General features: G+C 40.1%; 21 protein-coding genes. 20 read left to right on the top strand and 1 reads right to left on the bottom strand.

Going from position 1 to position 14,636, the window contains the following annotated elements; all coding sequences use genetic code 11:
* Window positions 1-183 precede the first annotated feature (183 nt).
* The 14 genes from AK95_RS21050 to AK95_RS20985 all read left to right on the top strand — a co-directional run bounded on the left by AK95_RS21050 (window position 184) and on the right by AK95_RS20985 (window position 10,533).
* Complete coding sequence (locus AK95_RS21050; protein ID WP_071221876.1) at window positions 184-1,353, top strand: alanyl-tRNA editing protein; 1,170 nt, start codon at window positions 184-186, stop codon at window positions 1,351-1,353.
* Window positions 1,354-1,624: 271 nt separating this feature from the next.
* Window positions 1,625-2,230, top strand: a complete 606-nt coding sequence (locus AK95_RS21045; protein ID WP_343225171.1) for a hypothetical protein — start codon at window positions 1,625-1,627, stop codon at window positions 2,228-2,230.
* Window positions 2,231-2,315: 85 nt separating this feature from the next.
* The gene (locus AK95_RS21040) at window positions 2,316-2,837 is read left to right on the top strand and encodes a GNAT family N-acetyltransferase (RefSeq protein WP_162487622.1); all 522 of its coding nucleotides are present in this window, start codon (window positions 2,316-2,318) and stop codon (window positions 2,835-2,837) included.
* A gap of 16 nt (window positions 2,838-2,853) precedes the next feature.
* Complete coding sequence (locus tag AK95_RS21035; protein ID WP_071221874.1) at window positions 2,854-3,747, top strand: carbon-nitrogen hydrolase family protein; 894 nt, start codon at window positions 2,854-2,856, stop codon at window positions 3,745-3,747.
* Between the two features lie 166 nt (window positions 3,748-3,913).
* On the top strand, window positions 3,914-4,729 hold the full coding sequence (locus AK95_RS21030; RefSeq protein ID WP_071221873.1) for a GNAT family N-acetyltransferase: 816 nt from the start codon (window positions 3,914-3,916) through the stop codon (window positions 4,727-4,729).
* 69 nt (window positions 4,730-4,798) lie between these two features.
* Window positions 4,799-5,509 (top strand): alpha/beta fold hydrolase, encoded by a 711-nt coding sequence (locus tag AK95_RS21025; protein ID WP_071221872.1) that lies wholly within the window; start codon window positions 4,799-4,801, stop codon window positions 5,507-5,509.
* 153 nt (window positions 5,510-5,662) lie between these two features.
* Entirely contained in the window at window positions 5,663-6,151 is a 489-nt protein-coding gene (locus AK95_RS21020) for an NUDIX hydrolase (protein ID WP_071221871.1), read from the top strand.
* A 100-nt stretch (window positions 6,152-6,251) separates the two neighbouring features.
* Window positions 6,252-6,797: a GrpB family protein gene (locus tag AK95_RS21015; RefSeq protein ID WP_071221870.1), complete on the top strand. Its 546-nt coding sequence runs from the start codon at window positions 6,252-6,254 to the stop codon at window positions 6,795-6,797.
* A gap of 51 nt (window positions 6,798-6,848) precedes the next feature.
* Complete coding sequence (locus AK95_RS21010) at window positions 6,849-7,397, top strand: GNAT family N-acetyltransferase (protein WP_235613190.1); 549 nt, start codon at window positions 6,849-6,851, stop codon at window positions 7,395-7,397.
* A gap of 183 nt (window positions 7,398-7,580) precedes the next feature.
* Window positions 7,581-8,051 carry a GNAT family N-acetyltransferase gene (locus AK95_RS21005; RefSeq protein WP_071221869.1) on the top strand — a complete coding sequence of 157 codons (471 nt, stop codon included), beginning with the start codon at window positions 7,581-7,583 and terminating at the stop codon, window positions 8,049-8,051.
* A 43-nt stretch (window positions 8,052-8,094) separates the two neighbouring features.
* The gene (locus AK95_RS21000) at window positions 8,095-8,502 is read left to right on the top strand and encodes an NUDIX hydrolase (RefSeq protein WP_071221868.1); all 408 of its coding nucleotides are present in this window, start codon (window positions 8,095-8,097) and stop codon (window positions 8,500-8,502) included.
* 25 nt (window positions 8,503-8,527) lie between these two features.
* Window positions 8,528-8,986: a GyrI-like domain-containing protein gene (locus tag AK95_RS20995; protein ID WP_071221867.1), complete on the top strand. Its 459-nt coding sequence runs from the start codon at window positions 8,528-8,530 to the stop codon at window positions 8,984-8,986.
* Between the two features lie 277 nt (window positions 8,987-9,263).
* Window positions 9,264-9,911, top strand: coding sequence for a FusB/FusC family EF-G-binding protein (locus AK95_RS20990; protein WP_071221866.1), 648 nt, complete (start codon window positions 9,264-9,266; stop codon window positions 9,909-9,911).
* A gap of 97 nt (window positions 9,912-10,008) precedes the next feature.
* Window positions 10,009-10,533, top strand: coding sequence for a GNAT family N-acetyltransferase (locus AK95_RS20985; protein ID WP_071221865.1), 525 nt, complete (start codon window positions 10,009-10,011; stop codon window positions 10,531-10,533).
* 97 nt (window positions 10,534-10,630) lie between these two features.
* Here AK95_RS20985 and AK95_RS34945 read toward each other — a convergent pair whose 3' ends face one another.
* Entirely contained in the window at window positions 10,631-10,858 is a 228-nt protein-coding gene (locus tag AK95_RS34945; RefSeq protein ID WP_268801974.1) for a prolipoprotein diacylglyceryl transferase family protein, read from the bottom strand.
* A gap of 89 nt (window positions 10,859-10,947) precedes the next feature.
* On the opposite strand from AK95_RS34945, the gene AK95_RS20980 reads away from it, so the two are divergent.
* From AK95_RS20980 to AK95_RS20955, 6 genes are all read left to right on the top strand, one after another.
* The gene (locus tag AK95_RS20980) at window positions 10,948-11,553 is read left to right on the top strand and encodes a C39 family peptidase (protein ID WP_071221864.1); all 606 of its coding nucleotides are present in this window, start codon (window positions 10,948-10,950) and stop codon (window positions 11,551-11,553) included.
* A gap of 248 nt (window positions 11,554-11,801) precedes the next feature.
* On the top strand, window positions 11,802-12,350 hold the full coding sequence (locus AK95_RS20975; RefSeq protein ID WP_071221863.1) for an HAD-IIIA family hydrolase: 549 nt from the start codon (window positions 11,802-11,804) through the stop codon (window positions 12,348-12,350).
* Window positions 12,351-12,364: 14 nt separating this feature from the next.
* Window positions 12,365-13,057, top strand: coding sequence for a DinB family protein (locus AK95_RS20970; RefSeq protein WP_071221862.1), 693 nt, complete (start codon window positions 12,365-12,367; stop codon window positions 13,055-13,057).
* Between the two features lie 45 nt (window positions 13,058-13,102).
* Window positions 13,103-13,639, top strand: a complete 537-nt coding sequence (locus AK95_RS20965) for a DinB family protein (RefSeq protein ID WP_071221861.1) — start codon at window positions 13,103-13,105, stop codon at window positions 13,637-13,639.
* Window positions 13,636-13,866 carry a hypothetical protein gene (locus AK95_RS20960; RefSeq protein ID WP_071221860.1) on the top strand — a complete coding sequence of 77 codons (231 nt, stop codon included), beginning with the start codon at window positions 13,636-13,638 and terminating at the stop codon, window positions 13,864-13,866. The genes AK95_RS20965 and AK95_RS20960 overlap by 4 nt, the downstream gene beginning before the upstream one ends.
* 56 nt (window positions 13,867-13,922) lie before the next feature.
* Window positions 13,923-14,378, top strand: coding sequence for a hypothetical protein (locus AK95_RS20955; protein WP_071221859.1), 456 nt, complete (start codon window positions 13,923-13,925; stop codon window positions 14,376-14,378).
* The last annotated feature ends 258 nt before the right edge of the window (window positions 14,379-14,636 follow it).

Here is a 14,636-nt window from a genome sequence, read left to right as displayed (position 1 = left end):
ACTTCATAGTAGAGCGACCTCCTGGATGGGCTTTTTGAGGCAATGACCTCGTGTGTAACCCCATCGTACCGAGGCGCTCGTTTTTGTTCAATCTCCAAAATATTCGTATTACAGGAATTCTAACGGGTACTAGTAAGCTAAGCTGAAGTGAATTTAACTTGAGAACTGTGAGGACACATGAAGATGACAAAAAAGCTATATTACGAATCCGCATATATCCGGGACTGGGAGACACGAATCACGCGGAAACTGGAACGGGAGGACGGAACCTACCTGATCATGGAGGAGACGGCCTTTTATCCGCACGGTGGAGGGCAGCCTTGTGACCTGGGGTGGATCGATAAAATTCCTGTTCTTGATGTCGTTCAGGAGGAAGGCGAAATCCTGCATAAAGTCGAGCATTTGCCTGAGAAGGAAGAGGTTAGCTGCCGTTTGGATTGGGATAGAAGATTCGACCATATGCAGCATCATAGCGGCCAGCATCTCCTGTCTGCCATGTGTCTGGAGGTATGTCAGGCGGAAACACTCAGTTTCCACCTGGGTCAGGATTACGCTACGATTGATATCGCCCGATCTGACCTGTCTCAGGCCCAACTGATGATGCTGGAACTGGAAGTTAACGATCAGGTTTACCTTAATCGAAAAGTAACGAATTATTTTGTGAGCCGGGAGCAGGCGGCTGCCTTGCCGCTGGTGAAGCAGCCAAAGGTAACCGATGATATCCGGATCGTAGAAATTGAAGGTATCGAATATAACGCTTGTGGGGGTACGCATGTCTCCGCAACAGGTGAGATCGGAATGATCAAACTGCTCAGAGCCGAGAAACAGAAAGGGCATTTGCGTATCTATTTTAAATGCGGTTATCGTGCATTGAATGAATTCAATGCGGGAATCGAGATTTTAAGCAGCCTATCTACCAGGTTCAATACCTCTAAGGAAGAGATTCTGGACCGGATTGCAAAATGGGATCATGAACAGAAGTTGCTCCAGGCTGAATTGAACGCCGTGAAGGCTGAGAATGATGTTTACCTGGCAGGAAAGCTATTGGCAGACCGTCAGGGCAGCCTGATCCAACACGTTTTTGCGGACAAACCGCTGAAGGACATGCAGAACCTGGCGGCAAAGCTCACCGAAGAAGCTGAAGTTATCGTGCTCTTCGTGTCCAACGCAGACCATAAGATTGTCCTCGCTCAAGGAGGGAAGAGCGGTCTCGCCTGCGGTGCGTTCTTTAAACAGTATCTGGCTGATTATCGCGGTAAAGGCGGAGGCAGCGACAAGCTGGCACAGGCTGGTTTTGCCACCGGGGAGGATGCCATGGCGTTTTACCATTTTGCGGCGCAGTCATTAAGTTAGCTTGAAGAGGTGTAATAGTCTATAACTTGAAAGCATTTAAGCGAGTTTAGCGGCATGTTTTTTTAAATCAAAGAGCGTAAAACACACACTCTGGGCATCACGCCTCAGCCTAAGATAAGTATATCTAAGCTGGGGCGTTTCATTAATACACAGACCGGTAAGGGGAAAGCGCAATTATGAGTTCCAGTTCAAGGTATCTGGAGTCAATGACATCAGATAACATAGTATTCACGCATTGAATTTTTAACATTTATATCGAACAAGGAGAAAAATGATGAAACGTATGCCATTTGAACGTCCAACCGAGCATTATGATGAACATTTGATTCATGTTGATGAGCAAATCTGTGCATTGTTGAAACAGCGGAAGGAACTTTCAGGCAACAATCCAGGTTTTCCGCCATTTGAGTATATTTCACAATGGGCAGCAACGTATGAACTCTATGAGGATTTTTTAAAAGCCGTTTTTGGAACTATGATGAGCGAGGAACATTATAAACCCATGGTTGATCCAACAGGGTTCAGAAAACATATTCCGGTTTTAAAATCAGTTGTAAAAGGAATGTTCTTTTATACGCTGAACTCAATACGACAATACGCTAATGCAAGTGTAGTAACATTCAGCATGGATTGGGACATGATAACTGAGCAAACTTCAAGTTCATACAACCTTAGTCATTTTGAACTGTATGTTGGAGAACAATATGATTGTCGAATGACCAACGGCGGGGGTTCTTCAGGCCATGCATCCTATAACTATGTAATATCTCCGCCTTTACCTGATGATATTTCAGGAATAGAGTTCGTGTTCAAGGAATTTAGCAAACCCTTTAAAAATAATGAGACAGGTACTGAAATCGTCTTCAGAGTTGAATGATTTGAAGTATTAAAATGATGATGCAGGTATTTCGAAGAATTTCACGCTGCGTTTCGGGAATGAGGTCCAGAGAAGGAGATCAAACATGAAGGACATCATAAACATAAAGAGACTAACCACATTAGAAGAAGCTGAATTATTGGATCAAGAATTTGCTGAGCGTTATGGGTGGTATCGACAAGGAGATTATTATCATAAGTGTCTAAGTGAGAACAATACCAATAAACGAGTAACACTGATTGCATATTACAATGATTCGTTAGCAGGATGCTGTCATTTAATCTATGAGTCTCAGTATCCTTATTTTCTTGATAACAACATCCCTGAGATTAATGATTTGAACGTATTCCCTGAGCATAGAAGAAAGCATATAGCAAATAGCTTATTTGATGAATTAGAGCTGCTTGCCTCAAAGACCTCTACATACATAGGGCTAGGAGTAGGGCTGTACAGAGATTATGGAAATGCCCAAAGAATGTATACATCTCGTGGATATGTGATGGATGGCAGGGGGATGACCTATAAAAATGTTCAAGTAATACCAGGAGAATCAGTTATCGTTGATGATGATCTATTGATTTATTTAGTTAAGAATCTAAAGAGTTAATGTGAGGTGCAGAATAATGAAAACCTTTACAATCGCAACCGTACAATATAATTGCAGTGAACCTGATCAAAAACTAAATACGGAAATTGGTTTAAGATACGTAAGAAAAGCCAAAGACCTTGGAGCAGATATTGTATTATTTCCTGAGTGTTGGATAACTGCATATGCTTTTCCCGACATTGTTGAAACCAAGCTTCCGGCAGAAGAGATAGAGAATCATCCTGATTTCAAAGCTTGGTATGAGGCGGCAATAGACGAAAATAATACAGCCTTAAAATCTTTTCAAGCAATTGCGGAAGAATTATCTATTGGTATTGTCATTACGGGTTTTACAAAAGGGGTAAAGCGTCCTCAAAATTCAGCATTTGTAATTGATCGGAACGGTGAAATTTTATTAAAGTACAGCAAAGTCCATACATGCGATTTTGATACTGAACGTATGCTGGAGCCTGGTACTGAATTTAAAGTATGTGATTTTGATGGTGTGAAGATTGGGGTCATGATATGTTATGACAGAGAATATCCAGAAAGCGCAAGAGTATTGATGTTAAAAGGGGCAGAAATCATTCTGGTTCCAAATGATTGCGGGACCATGAAGCCTAGATTACAGGCACTATCTACAAGAGCATATGAAAATATGGTTGGCATTGCGATGGCGAACCCTCCTGGTGAACATGCGGGATGTTCTTGTGCTTATAGCCCGATTATGTGGGATTCTGATGGGAAATCGGTCGATAACACCATTATGCTGGCGGATCATATGTCAGAGGGCATATTTATTGCTGAATTTGATCTGGATGAAATTCGTAAGTATCGTAATAAAGAAATGATGGGCAATACGTTTAGGAAAGTGAAAGCTTATAAAGATTTACTATCTGAAAAAGTAGAAGAGCCTTTTATACGGGAATAAACGGAATCATCAGACGAAATTCAATATGTGCTCACCTTAACACCGAAAGCCGTAGGATTTTATGAGAGGATCGGATTTGAATGGGCAGATAAAGCATTTGTAATAAAAAGAAAGAAGAATTGAAATTATTAATCAGATATTTGGGTAAGGCTTGGGGGATATAAAAGTGATAACAGAACTTAATAAATCAGAATTTTATAAGATAAGACATATTACGGATAAGTGTAAAAATATCGAGGTTAGGGCTGTGGTTAGCGGGAATAACCCGGGTGGGGTCTATGTAGATCATCCAACAGAACCCACAGCAGCATTAATTTGGATTGAAGGACAAAAGGGTTTTCAGATTGTTGGAGATGCTCAGAGTACAACATTTATAACAGAACTAGCAGAATATATGAGAAATCATATAGAGCCTAAACTACAGGAGCAAGATATAAAGTGGGTCGAGATTGGTCTGGATCCTGATCCTTGGGATAAAACGATACAAAACATTTTTCGGAAGCGCCACATTTCGAGTGATACTCAACATGTGTTCACATTAAGAGGGAAGCCACAACACATTGAATCTCAAAATAGCGTTGTGAATATTCAACGGATAGATCGTGCGTTATTAAAGTCAAGACGATTGGAAAACCAATCGTTTTTAGAAAAGAAGATATTACGATTTTGGGATTCTACAGACGCTTTCTTAGAGCAAGGATTCGGATACTTTGTTGAGGATAATCACAATGTGGTGAGTTTATGTTTTTCAGCATTTGTTGTAGATAAAACGCATGCAATTGATATCGAAACGCTTGAAGAGCATAAAAGAAGAAATTATGGCGCTGCAGTAGCTCAGGCATTTGTACAGGAATGTCTTCAAAAAGGAATTCGTCCATACTGGGACTGTACTCCAGAAAATACAGGGTCTATTCGACTTGCAGAGAAAGTTGGAATGTCCCCTGATTTTGACTACCAAATATCATGGTATGGTTTATCCTGATGGCGCTGGTATAGGATCCAGTAGATGAGGGAGACGAAATATTCTAAATCGAAATGAAGGAGTCATTGAATGAAGCCCATTTCTCAAACCTCAATCAATAATGGTGTAAGCATTCACTACCTTGATTCTCATCCTGATTCAGACTTTTCGTTAACTCCACTTCTTATATGTCCTGGTCTCTCCGAAACAGCAGAAGAGTATCAAGATTTACTTGAATACCTAATGCCCAGAAGATGTATTGTATTATCTTTTCGAGGGAGAGGCCAAAGTGACACCCCGCGGACTGGTTATGATTTGAAAAACCATGTTGCAGATATCGAATCCGTAGTGAAAAGCACGGGGATAAACCATTTTCATTTATACGCCTTCTCAAGAGGTGTGTCTTACGCTTTGGAATATACCAGATTACATCCTGATCAAATTGACAAATTGATTATCTTGGACTATCCGCCTGAGCACAAAGCGATGCCCATGGATTGGCCTAAAGATTATATTGATAATTATTTAGTACCCTTCAATCGTTTGTCTCATATCCGCCCGGAAGCGGTTATGGGAATTCAACGAGAATCGGTACAAAGGTCCATAAAGTTTAGTTCAGAAAAGCCCGTACTTGTTATGAGAGGGTTATTGGAAGGCTCTTTGATATCTAGTGAGGAATTGGAAGAATATAAAGAACAATTTACTAATCTGCATATAGCTGAATTAAAGAATAGCGGACATGACTTCCGAAGCACAGAAAGATCAAAGTTATATAAAATCATAAAAGAATTTGCAGAATAATCGGGAAAAGAACTCCCTTATATTCACACTCATGGCTGTTATTAGGCTGCTCGGTCTACCGCAGACATTTCGAAGGATCTGGTCAGCTGGATTCTTCGAACAATGCGTCACGGCCAGTTTCGTATTTAAAGTAATATAGAGGAAGTGATTGATTTGGAATACCAGGCACCTAAACAATGTATTTCGGTTTCAGCTTTAGTCACTAATGATCGTGGTGAGGTATTGTTGCTTAGAACACATTGGCGTTCAGATACATGGGAAATGCCAGGTGGAAATGTTGAGTTAGGGGAACCCCTTGATAAAGCGATTTGCAGAGAGTTTCTTGAGGAGACAGGTATCGTTATTAAGCCAATTGGTATAACCGGTGTTTATATGAATACAACAAAACAAGTTTTGTCTATATGTTTTAGAGCTCAATACATAAGTGGAGAAATTAAAATACAAGAAGACGAGATACTCGAAGCTAGATACATAAAAATTGATCTTTCTAATATCAAGGAATACATAACGAGACCGCAGCAAAGATCTAGATTATTAGATGCGATGAATGCAGCATGTTTTGTGCCCTTTGAAGCTTGGGAAGCAAACCCTAATTATATGTTGTTACATAGGTTGGAAGGAAACATGAACAGTGATTATTAACGGATCCCTCAAAGTATGCAGTAGAACCTTGAGGTAAGGTGAATACCGAACGAACCACGAAACCGCCACCAAAAGTGTTAAAACCAAAGGAGACAATTACATGGATGAGCAATGGCGAATAGCTGAGTATGATCCAGAGTGGCGAAACTTGTTCTTGGAGGTAGGAGGGAACATACGAGAAGCTTTAGGGGATATAGCAGATCGAATTGACCATGTTGGATCTACATCGATTGTTGGACTAGATGCCAAACCAATTATTGATATTCAAATCTCAATTAGTAATTTTGAAGATGTGAATCAATATAAGAATAAATTAGAGTCTATAGCGTTTGTATTTCGTAAAGAAAATCCTGATAAGACTAAAAGGTATTTTCGAGAAATTCCGGGACATCGGAGAACACATATTCATGTAAGACAAACGGGGAGTTACTCAGAACAATTGACATTATTATTTAGAGATTATTTGAGAGAACATAAAGAGGATTGCTTAAGATATTCGGCAGAGAAGCACCGGTTAATGGGATTGTACCACCATGAAAGACATAAATATGTTGAAGGCAAAGGCCCGATTGTATGGGAGTTCATACAAAAGGCACATGTTTGGTCACAAGAAATAGGTTGGAAACCAGATAAACCGGATCTGTAGGCGAATCAATGAAACTTCAAAAAGGAGTAGGATGATACAAAAGGAGACGTTATGGAAATCGAACTTATTCCTGTTACAGTTCAAGAGAAAGAAACATTATCGAACATGTATCAATTTTATTATTATGATTTTAGTCAATACACTAATCAGGACTTAAATGATGATGGAAGATACGGGGGGGTGAACATCGACTTTTATTGGGAAGGTGATCCTAGATGGAACCCGTATTTCATAGTATCGTCAGGAGCAATTGTAGGGTTCTTGGTGGTGCTGTTTGAAAATTTAGACACAGATCCAGACCCAACGCATGTAATTTATGATTTTATGATTTTGAAGAAATATAGAAGAAACGGAATTGGTCGCACCGCAGCTAAACAGGCATTTGGGTTATTCAAAGTAAATTGGAAAGTAGCTCAAATGGAGAGTAATACAACTGCCATATCTTTTTGGAGAAACGTAATCAGTGAATATTTCAAGAATAATTACACAGAGAGATACAGGGAGATTCAAAGAAATACATACAAGAGTTCAGTACAATGTAGTAACCGCAGCGGCTGGAGGTGGGATGCACGATCGCAATCGAATGGAGGATTTTATTGAAAAAGTTACGCCCTCGTCATCTTGTAATCCTAATATCAATCCTCTTGATATGTGTAGTTGTTTATTTCTCTAGTCCAATCCGAATTCAGCAAATCATTAGCTCTACGGATCATGTTGAAAAAATATATTTTACTTATCATGTTTGAAAGATGAAGTGATGTTAATGAATTCGGAGGTGATTCCATGATCATTAGAATTGCGACAAAAGAAGATATAGATCAACTTATTCGGATGAGATGGGATTTTACGCTGGAAGACGATCTAGATGGAACATTAAAAAACGAAGCTTATAGTGACTTCTACGAGGAGTGTTATGATTTTTTGTGGAAGGCTATTCAAAGTGATATTTGGAGTATTTGGGTTGCTGAAGAAAACGGCATGATCGTGTCCAACATATACATAGAACTTATTCACAAGGTACCGAGACCAGGGAGAATCACACATCCATTTGCATATATGACGAATGTATATACAAAACCTGATTATCGAGGTAAAGGGATAGGAAGTAAATTAATATCAAAGATCAACGAATGGGCAAAAGAAAATAAATATGAATTTATTATCGTATGGCCTAGTGATGAAGGGGTTGATTTTTACAAGAAAAATGGATATCAGCACTGCAAAGAGCCAATGGAAAATATGTTATGTGAGTAAAGCAGTTAATACGGAGGGAATTTATATATAAAGGAGAAGTAAGATGAATCTACCTAAACATATTGTCTCTGCTGCTGCAGTTGTACTGAATGATAATAATGAAATATTACTTATCCGGGGGCCGCAAAGAGGCTGGGAAATGCCGGGCGGAGTCGTTGAAATTGGAGAGTCTTTGGCACAAGCAGCAATCAGGGAAACCAAAGAAGAGGCTGGAGTGGATATTGAGATTATAAGGTTTTGCGGGATTTTCCAAAATGTGAAGGCGAGTATTTGTAATACATTATTTCTTGCTAAATACATTGGGGGTACACCCGTAGCTACAACAGAAAGTCTTGAATCAGGATTCTTTCCATTGGATGAAGCATTGAATATGGTGACCTATATGAATTTTAGGGAGAGAATCGAAGTTTGCTTAAGACCAGCTGATGAGCCGGTATATATTGAGTTCTAGTATTCAACGAAAGAGAGTGAGCTCTGTGAAGGTAGTCGAACTTCATGAAATGAAATTAGTCGGAATAAGAGTAGTATGTCCCGGTGACCAGTATGTCAAAGAGATCCCCAAGGCTTCGGTTGAACTTAAAAAAAGATTGCAAGAGATTCGTGACGTTGTAAAACCGGTTAGACTTGTTGGTGCATTCATCGCTGAGGATGTATCGGGAGAGGAAGATGGTTATTGGGTTTGTGTTGAGGTACATGACATGAAACAAGTTCCTGAAGGGATGGTCTCTTTAGTCATTCCACAACAAAAATACGCAGTCCAACGACATCAGGGGCCAAATGATGAAATTAGAAATACATATGAAAAGCTCCATCGCTGGATACTAGAAAATAACCATGAACGATCGCCGAGATCCTGGCATCTGGAGATTTCGGATGTATGGGGACATGGGGAAGTAAATCATATTGAAGCAGACTTGTATGACACCATTCAATAGATTTTAAGTTTGATATAGACGGTGTTCTGTTCCAACGGAATAAATTGCGCCAACTGGCACTTGCTGTTATAATTTTGCGTATGAAATGTGATTGGGGGTTATACCGATGGCAATGCTGAATTGCTCATTAGCTAGGAAGTCCTCATGCAAAGCCTGATCTGGGGCGATACTTTGCGTGGGGTGCGATAGATGAATTCGATCGCCCAACCTTAACTTTATCGTTTCTAATAACAGGCTTTGCACCTTCATTTTTAATAAAAATAAGGGGCTGAAAGCTATGAGTACACCATTTATTAGAAACCACCAGTTTAACGTGATTAAAAAACAATCGGATTTCCTTCTGAAAACATTGCGAACGATCGCGGATAGAAAAGTCCTGGAAACGGTCAGGTATCGTGCCGTAACGAGCGCTTTGGAAGCATTTCCGTCTCTAACAGAGGATCAGAAGCGGATGCTTGAAGAAATGTCGACCATCGAGAAGGCCGAGGATTTCCAGAGATATCTTATCGCGTTAGAACCCTATCTGGAGCCTTATCCGACGATTACGCTGAAACAGATTCAGAAGCTATTTCCTAAAAATAAGAAACTGAAAGTTCCGGATCTGCAATCGATCGACTTTCGATATGTAACGTATTTGGGATGGGTGGATATTGCCACAAACAAGTTATATATCGTATATCCGTTCGAAGGAAGATTCATCGGGATCGAGGGAAGAATTACGCCGACCAACAAGAAAGGGTACTGTCTGTTCTGCAACCGGCATCAAGAGCTTGCCTTGTTCTCGGTCAAGACCAAGCCGGCGGTTGCTTCACCGGATAATCTTTCGTTCATTGGCCAATACGTATGTTTGGATAGCCAAGCATGTAATCACAGCATTACCGATACAGGGGCACTTGAGAAGTTCATTCTCTCCGCCAGCAAGTAAACACAGGAACTAGAAATAGGCTGCCTTTAAGGGCAGCCTATTTTGTACTATGTTTCCGTTTGAAAGACATAAAGGTCATGAAAGGACGTTGAAACCTATGAACGATGTAAGATTAGTTAAGCCTCAGCTAGAGCTTGAAGAAGAATATCTATCATTTTATCAAGAATGGATAGAATCGGGTGAGAATATGGTTCCTTGGGTTATCAGTAAGGATCCAAGTGATTTTCAGGGAATGCTGAAGGAACTCTCTAATCAAGAAAAGGGCATTGGTATAAAGGAAGGCTGGGTCTCAGATTCAACCTTTTGGTTGGTCGATAAACAACATAGGGTATTAGGTGCAGCTAATATTAGACATCAATTAACCGAATATTTATATAATGCTGGCGGACATATTGGCTATGGCATCCGCCCGTTAGAAAGATGGAAAGGCTATGCGACTAAACTATTGGAATTGTCCTTGATTGAGGCCAAGAAACTCGGGATAAACGATGTATTAGTTGTATGTGATGCCGGTAACTTGGGATCGGAAAGAACCATTATTAAGAACGGCGGGAGGCCGGATACAGACTACATAGAGGAAGATGGGAACGTAATTAAAAGATATTGGATTAAGAATAATTGAAGCAGCTATCCGTCTATAAGCAAACAGGATAAACATCGGGGCTCAGTTTTTTCATTGGATGAAGGCCGAACCCCGCCATGTATCCAACTCTTTTGCTCTAGGGAAGAAAACACGATCTAGTGAAGTACTTCAAGAGTGTCCGTATCCTATGTCGATATCTTTTTATGAAACTTAGTAAGAATACAATGCAATTGATCAAAACAACAGCCAATGCGATCCACTGCGAAGTAGCGAGAGTACCAAACTGGCCCCGGATGATATCGCCTCTGAAAAACTCGATAATAAATCTCCCTGAACTATAAAAAATGAGATATAGACCTGCTATTAGGCCGTTAGTTCATGAGGATGCAAAAACTTGATTGGTCAGTGAATAAACACAAAGTAACACGCAGATATGCGTTTAGTAGGGAGTAGATGGTGATTATTATTTTTATTTTGAATCTAATCATAGTCATAATTATAGCCATTCTAATGTCATATTATTTTACCATTCCAAGAAAAGATGTGATCGACACAAGCGTGCTTCCAGAATCCTATTTGATTAGAACTTCAAATCGGATGGATATCCAGCCTCATTATGAATGTGCAGCTTATTCAAGCGCATATGTTCTGAGACATTTAGGAATCGAGGAGACCGGTAACGAGCTTTATAAACAATATCCCAGAAAGCTAGCCGATGGAACGGTCACTCCTAAGGGTATTCTTATATTTTTTAAAAGGCGTGGTTACGATGCGTCTTTTTACCGCGGTAATCTGCAAACGTTAAAGAAGCAAGTAAGCCAAGGGGTCCCGGTCATTGCGTTTATAAGGGTTTTTCCTAAACAGAGGTATTTACACTTTGTACCCGTGATTGGATTTGACCAAGAATACTTGTACTTAGCAGATTCTTTGGAACACACCATAAACTGCGAGGATTCTAGCTATAATCGAAAAATACGAAAGCGTGACTTTGAGGCACTATGGAATACATGGGCCCCTTTTTGTAAAAAAAGTTATATTGTTATACGCAAAAGTGTTTAGAATCTGATGTCAATTTGTACAGAAGCGAGGGTTGGCGAATTGCACATCAAGAAGTCGCAGACATCCTATAACAAGGTATCTACGCTGCGGGATGCGCCCTTAGGTTGCCTATCAAATTCGATGTGATGAAGGCGAGGCAGATAACACATGGGCCAGCCTAAAGTAGTAGTTAAACAGGATTTGAAAGCCAATGGTAGGAGATAATCCTATTTCCGCAAAAAAATGAATGAAGAAAGGAGCCTGACCAATTGCTAGAACCCTCAAGAAAGGCGGTTTTCATTGACAGAGACGGAACGCTTGGAGGAACCGATCGGGTTGTTTTGCCCGGTGATTTTGAGCTTTTTCCACAAGTGGAGAAATCGATTGATTCACTCAGAGCTGCAGGCATGCTGATTTGTTCATTTACGAATCAACCTGGAATAACTCGGGGCGAAGCAACAAAGGACGAATTCGAATCGGAATTATTAGGCTTTGGTTTTGACAAAATCTATCTTTGTGCTCATGAGCATGGAGCGGGTTGTCCATGTAGAAAGCCGTCCCCTGGAATGCTGTTGAAAGCCGCGGAAGAAAATAATCTGGATTTAAGGAAGTGCTTTGTCGTAGGAGATAGATGGACGGATATGCTTGCTGCCAAAGAAGCCGGTTGCAAGAGTGTGTTAGTGAAAACGGGAGCCGGCGCCAAGGAACTGGAAAAATATGATAACAATGAGTACTTCGGCGAATGGAAAGAAGCGTATCCCGATTTTATCGCGACAGATTTTAATGAAGCCGTGAACTGGATCTTAGAGGGCGGCTAGAAAAGGATGGTTCCATGGATTTGAGTCAAAGAAAACAGTGGAATGAAAATCACAAAAAGCTAACCCAGATCATTCTGGATCCGGCTAAGCATCAGAATGCAGTTGAGTTATTCTTGCAGCAGCATCGCTTGTTACATTCATCAAGAATGAGCCATTCACCCATTGCGACCCTTGAGGATGAATTAGTGAAAGATCTACATGAGAAAACATTCCGTCAATATCCAGTTACAGCTCCTGATACAAAGAACTCCATAATATGGCATATGTGGCATGTCACGCGTATTGAAGACATGACGATGAGCTTACTCGTAAATAACGATGTCCAAGTATTGCATTCAGGCCAATGGAACAAGAAACTTCACATTGATGATGTTCATTCCGGAAATGAAATGACGGAAGCAGAAATCGCTAACTTGAGCGCGACTCTTGATGTTGATTCATTATTAGCTTATCGGATTGAAGTTGGGCGGAACACTCGTGAAGTCATATCCCGTTTATTGCCAGGCGACTTTAAGCAAAAAGTTGAAACGGCAAGAATCCAACAACTTAAAGTGCAGCATGCGGTTAAGGAAGAAGCATCGTGGTTGCTTGAATACTGGGGAAACAAAACGATTGCGGGATTAGTGCTCATGCCGGCGACAAGGCATATTTTTCTGCACTTGAATAAATCGATACGACTGAAACAAAAGATTCAAAAGTCCAAATAGTGAGGCTGGGATTCTATTTATTTTTACAAGAGAGGTTGTGCTGGGATGTTTTACGATTTGCAGGGCGAAGAGAATATGTCAACGATCGTGGGAATGTTATATGGCGCTGTCAAAGAGAACAGCCAAAGGCTAAAATCCATATCAGAGGGCATGTCTCAAGAGGAGATAGACTACAAAGGCCCTGGTAACAAATTCAATAGTGCCGCACAATTAATAAAACATATCATGTACGTCGACCTGAACTGGGTTTATAGGATTAAAGGGGAGGCGCTTCCCCAGTCATTAACAGACGAATACGGCCCGATGATCGATGAATATAACAGGCTGCCGATGGTCTCAGGGAAGGCTCTGGATACGCTTATATCCAAATATGAAGTCGTATTAAATATGTTGAAAGAAACTTGCACGCAATTAACGGATGCTGATCTGGATAACATTGTCGCATTTGGTCACGAAAATGAAAAGCAAGCCACCATACGATGGGGATTATGGCATATGGCCGACCATAACCGTTATCATCAAGCCCATATTAATCAACTTAGAAAGTGGTACGCTGAGCAAAGGAGAGAACATGGATCATGAATAAAAGAATACGATCCATCCTCGTATTTTCCTTGAGTTTGCTATCGCTGCTTATTTCGTTAAAGTTATTTTGGAATATGGGTATTTTTGTGGATGAATACGGCTTGAGCCCAGACATTGTGAATGGCGGAGACTTCTGGCTCTTAATGGATTGGTTAAGATTAGGGTTACTGTTTCTCGTATGCATTATATCTGGCATAAGCATCTTTAAAAGCTATGATGAATAAACCTGGTTTACGAATTGAATTAACAAAGGCGGCGCCTTGTGCGGAGGACACGTGTAATGAAGAAATTGCACTTGTTAATAGTTATTATTGTTGTTTTAATTGTTTTAGGACTTATTTGGTATTATGCTAGCCCGCTAAAGATTCGAGATGTTATGAGACATACAAACCAGATTGAAAAGATGGATTTTTTAATTGCTTCATACGGTACATTTAAACATTATTCAATTCAATTTGATGAGAAAACCAATTCTAGTGAGTTGATTGACATGCTAGATGCTGAATCGTATAGCCGAGAATTTAAAAGTTATAAAGGAAGCTCGGATAGAGTGATTATGATGATTATCTTTTATCGGGATAGGGATGGGACTGTAGATAACTACTCGTTTGATATCACGGAGTCAGGAATCATTATTTGTAATAATAAACAATATCAGATAAAGGGGGATACAGAGGAGATTTTTGACAATCTTTATGAATGGATCAAAAATAATGGGAGATATATCCCAAGTTAGTTATTATCCCTTCCGCTTCTTCGGAGTAATAAAGTTCTTAGTTAAAAGCCAAGAAATGGAGAATATCCTGACAAGGTCTCAAGGCAAATATAACCCTATCACCGTTAACAAATAGGCTGCCTCTAGGGCAGCCTCAGGCTGTCGAGAAAGTCTCGACAGCTATTTTTTGTACATTTAATTCAACACGACACCGCGTTAATATTATATAATATTAGTAAATAAACCGTTCGGAAGGGTGTTAAACATGTTGCGTTCTAA

The organism is Paenibacillus sp. LC231 (assembly GCF_001860525.1).
GTDB lineage: Bacteria > Bacillota > Bacilli > Paenibacillales > Paenibacillaceae > Paenibacillus_AQ.
Note: the sequence above shows the minus strand (reverse complement) of the source record. Positions and strands in the feature narration are given on the sequence as shown.

What these genes read in the sequence shown, in the direction of transcription:
- AK95_RS21050 (WP_071221876.1), top strand. Translation starts at nt 184, where the DNA reads ATGACAAAAAAGCTATATTACGAATCCGCATATATCCGGGACTGGGAG.
- AK95_RS21045 (WP_343225171.1), top strand. Translation starts at nt 1,625, where the DNA reads ATGATGAAACGTATGCCATTTGAACGTCCAACCGAGCATTATGATGAA.
- AK95_RS21040 (WP_162487622.1), top strand. Translation starts at nt 2,316, where the DNA reads ATGAAGGACATCATAAACATAAAGAGACTAACCACATTAGAAGAAGCT.
- AK95_RS21035 (WP_071221874.1), top strand. Translation starts at nt 2,854, where the DNA reads ATGAAAACCTTTACAATCGCAACCGTACAATATAATTGCAGTGAACCT.
- AK95_RS21025 (WP_071221872.1), top strand. Translation starts at nt 4,799, where the DNA reads ATGAAGCCCATTTCTCAAACCTCAATCAATAATGGTGTAAGCATTCAC.
- AK95_RS21015 (WP_071221870.1), top strand. Translation starts at nt 6,252, where the DNA reads ATGGATGAGCAATGGCGAATAGCTGAGTATGATCCAGAGTGGCGAAAC.
- AK95_RS21010 (WP_235613190.1), top strand. Translation starts at nt 6,849, where the DNA reads ATGGAAATCGAACTTATTCCTGTTACAGTTCAAGAGAAAGAAACATTA.
- AK95_RS21005 (WP_071221869.1), top strand. Translation starts at nt 7,581, where the DNA reads ATGATCATTAGAATTGCGACAAAAGAAGATATAGATCAACTTATTCGG.
- AK95_RS21000 (WP_071221868.1), top strand. Translation starts at nt 8,095, where the DNA reads ATGAATCTACCTAAACATATTGTCTCTGCTGCTGCAGTTGTACTGAAT.
- AK95_RS20990 (WP_071221866.1), top strand. Translation starts at nt 9,264, where the DNA reads ATGAGTACACCATTTATTAGAAACCACCAGTTTAACGTGATTAAAAAA.
- AK95_RS20985 (WP_071221865.1), top strand. Translation starts at nt 10,009, where the DNA reads ATGAACGATGTAAGATTAGTTAAGCCTCAGCTAGAGCTTGAAGAAGAA.
- AK95_RS20980 (WP_071221864.1), top strand. Translation starts at nt 10,948, where the DNA reads ATGGTGATTATTATTTTTATTTTGAATCTAATCATAGTCATAATTATA.
- AK95_RS20970 (WP_071221862.1), top strand. Translation starts at nt 12,365, where the DNA reads ATGGATTTGAGTCAAAGAAAACAGTGGAATGAAAATCACAAAAAGCTA.
- AK95_RS20965 (WP_071221861.1), top strand. Translation starts at nt 13,103, where the DNA reads ATGTTTTACGATTTGCAGGGCGAAGAGAATATGTCAACGATCGTGGGA.
- AK95_RS20960 (WP_071221860.1), top strand. Translation starts at nt 13,636, where the DNA reads ATGAATAAAAGAATACGATCCATCCTCGTATTTTCCTTGAGTTTGCTA.
- AK95_RS20955 (WP_071221859.1), top strand. Translation starts at nt 13,923, where the DNA reads ATGAAGAAATTGCACTTGTTAATAGTTATTATTGTTGTTTTAATTGTT.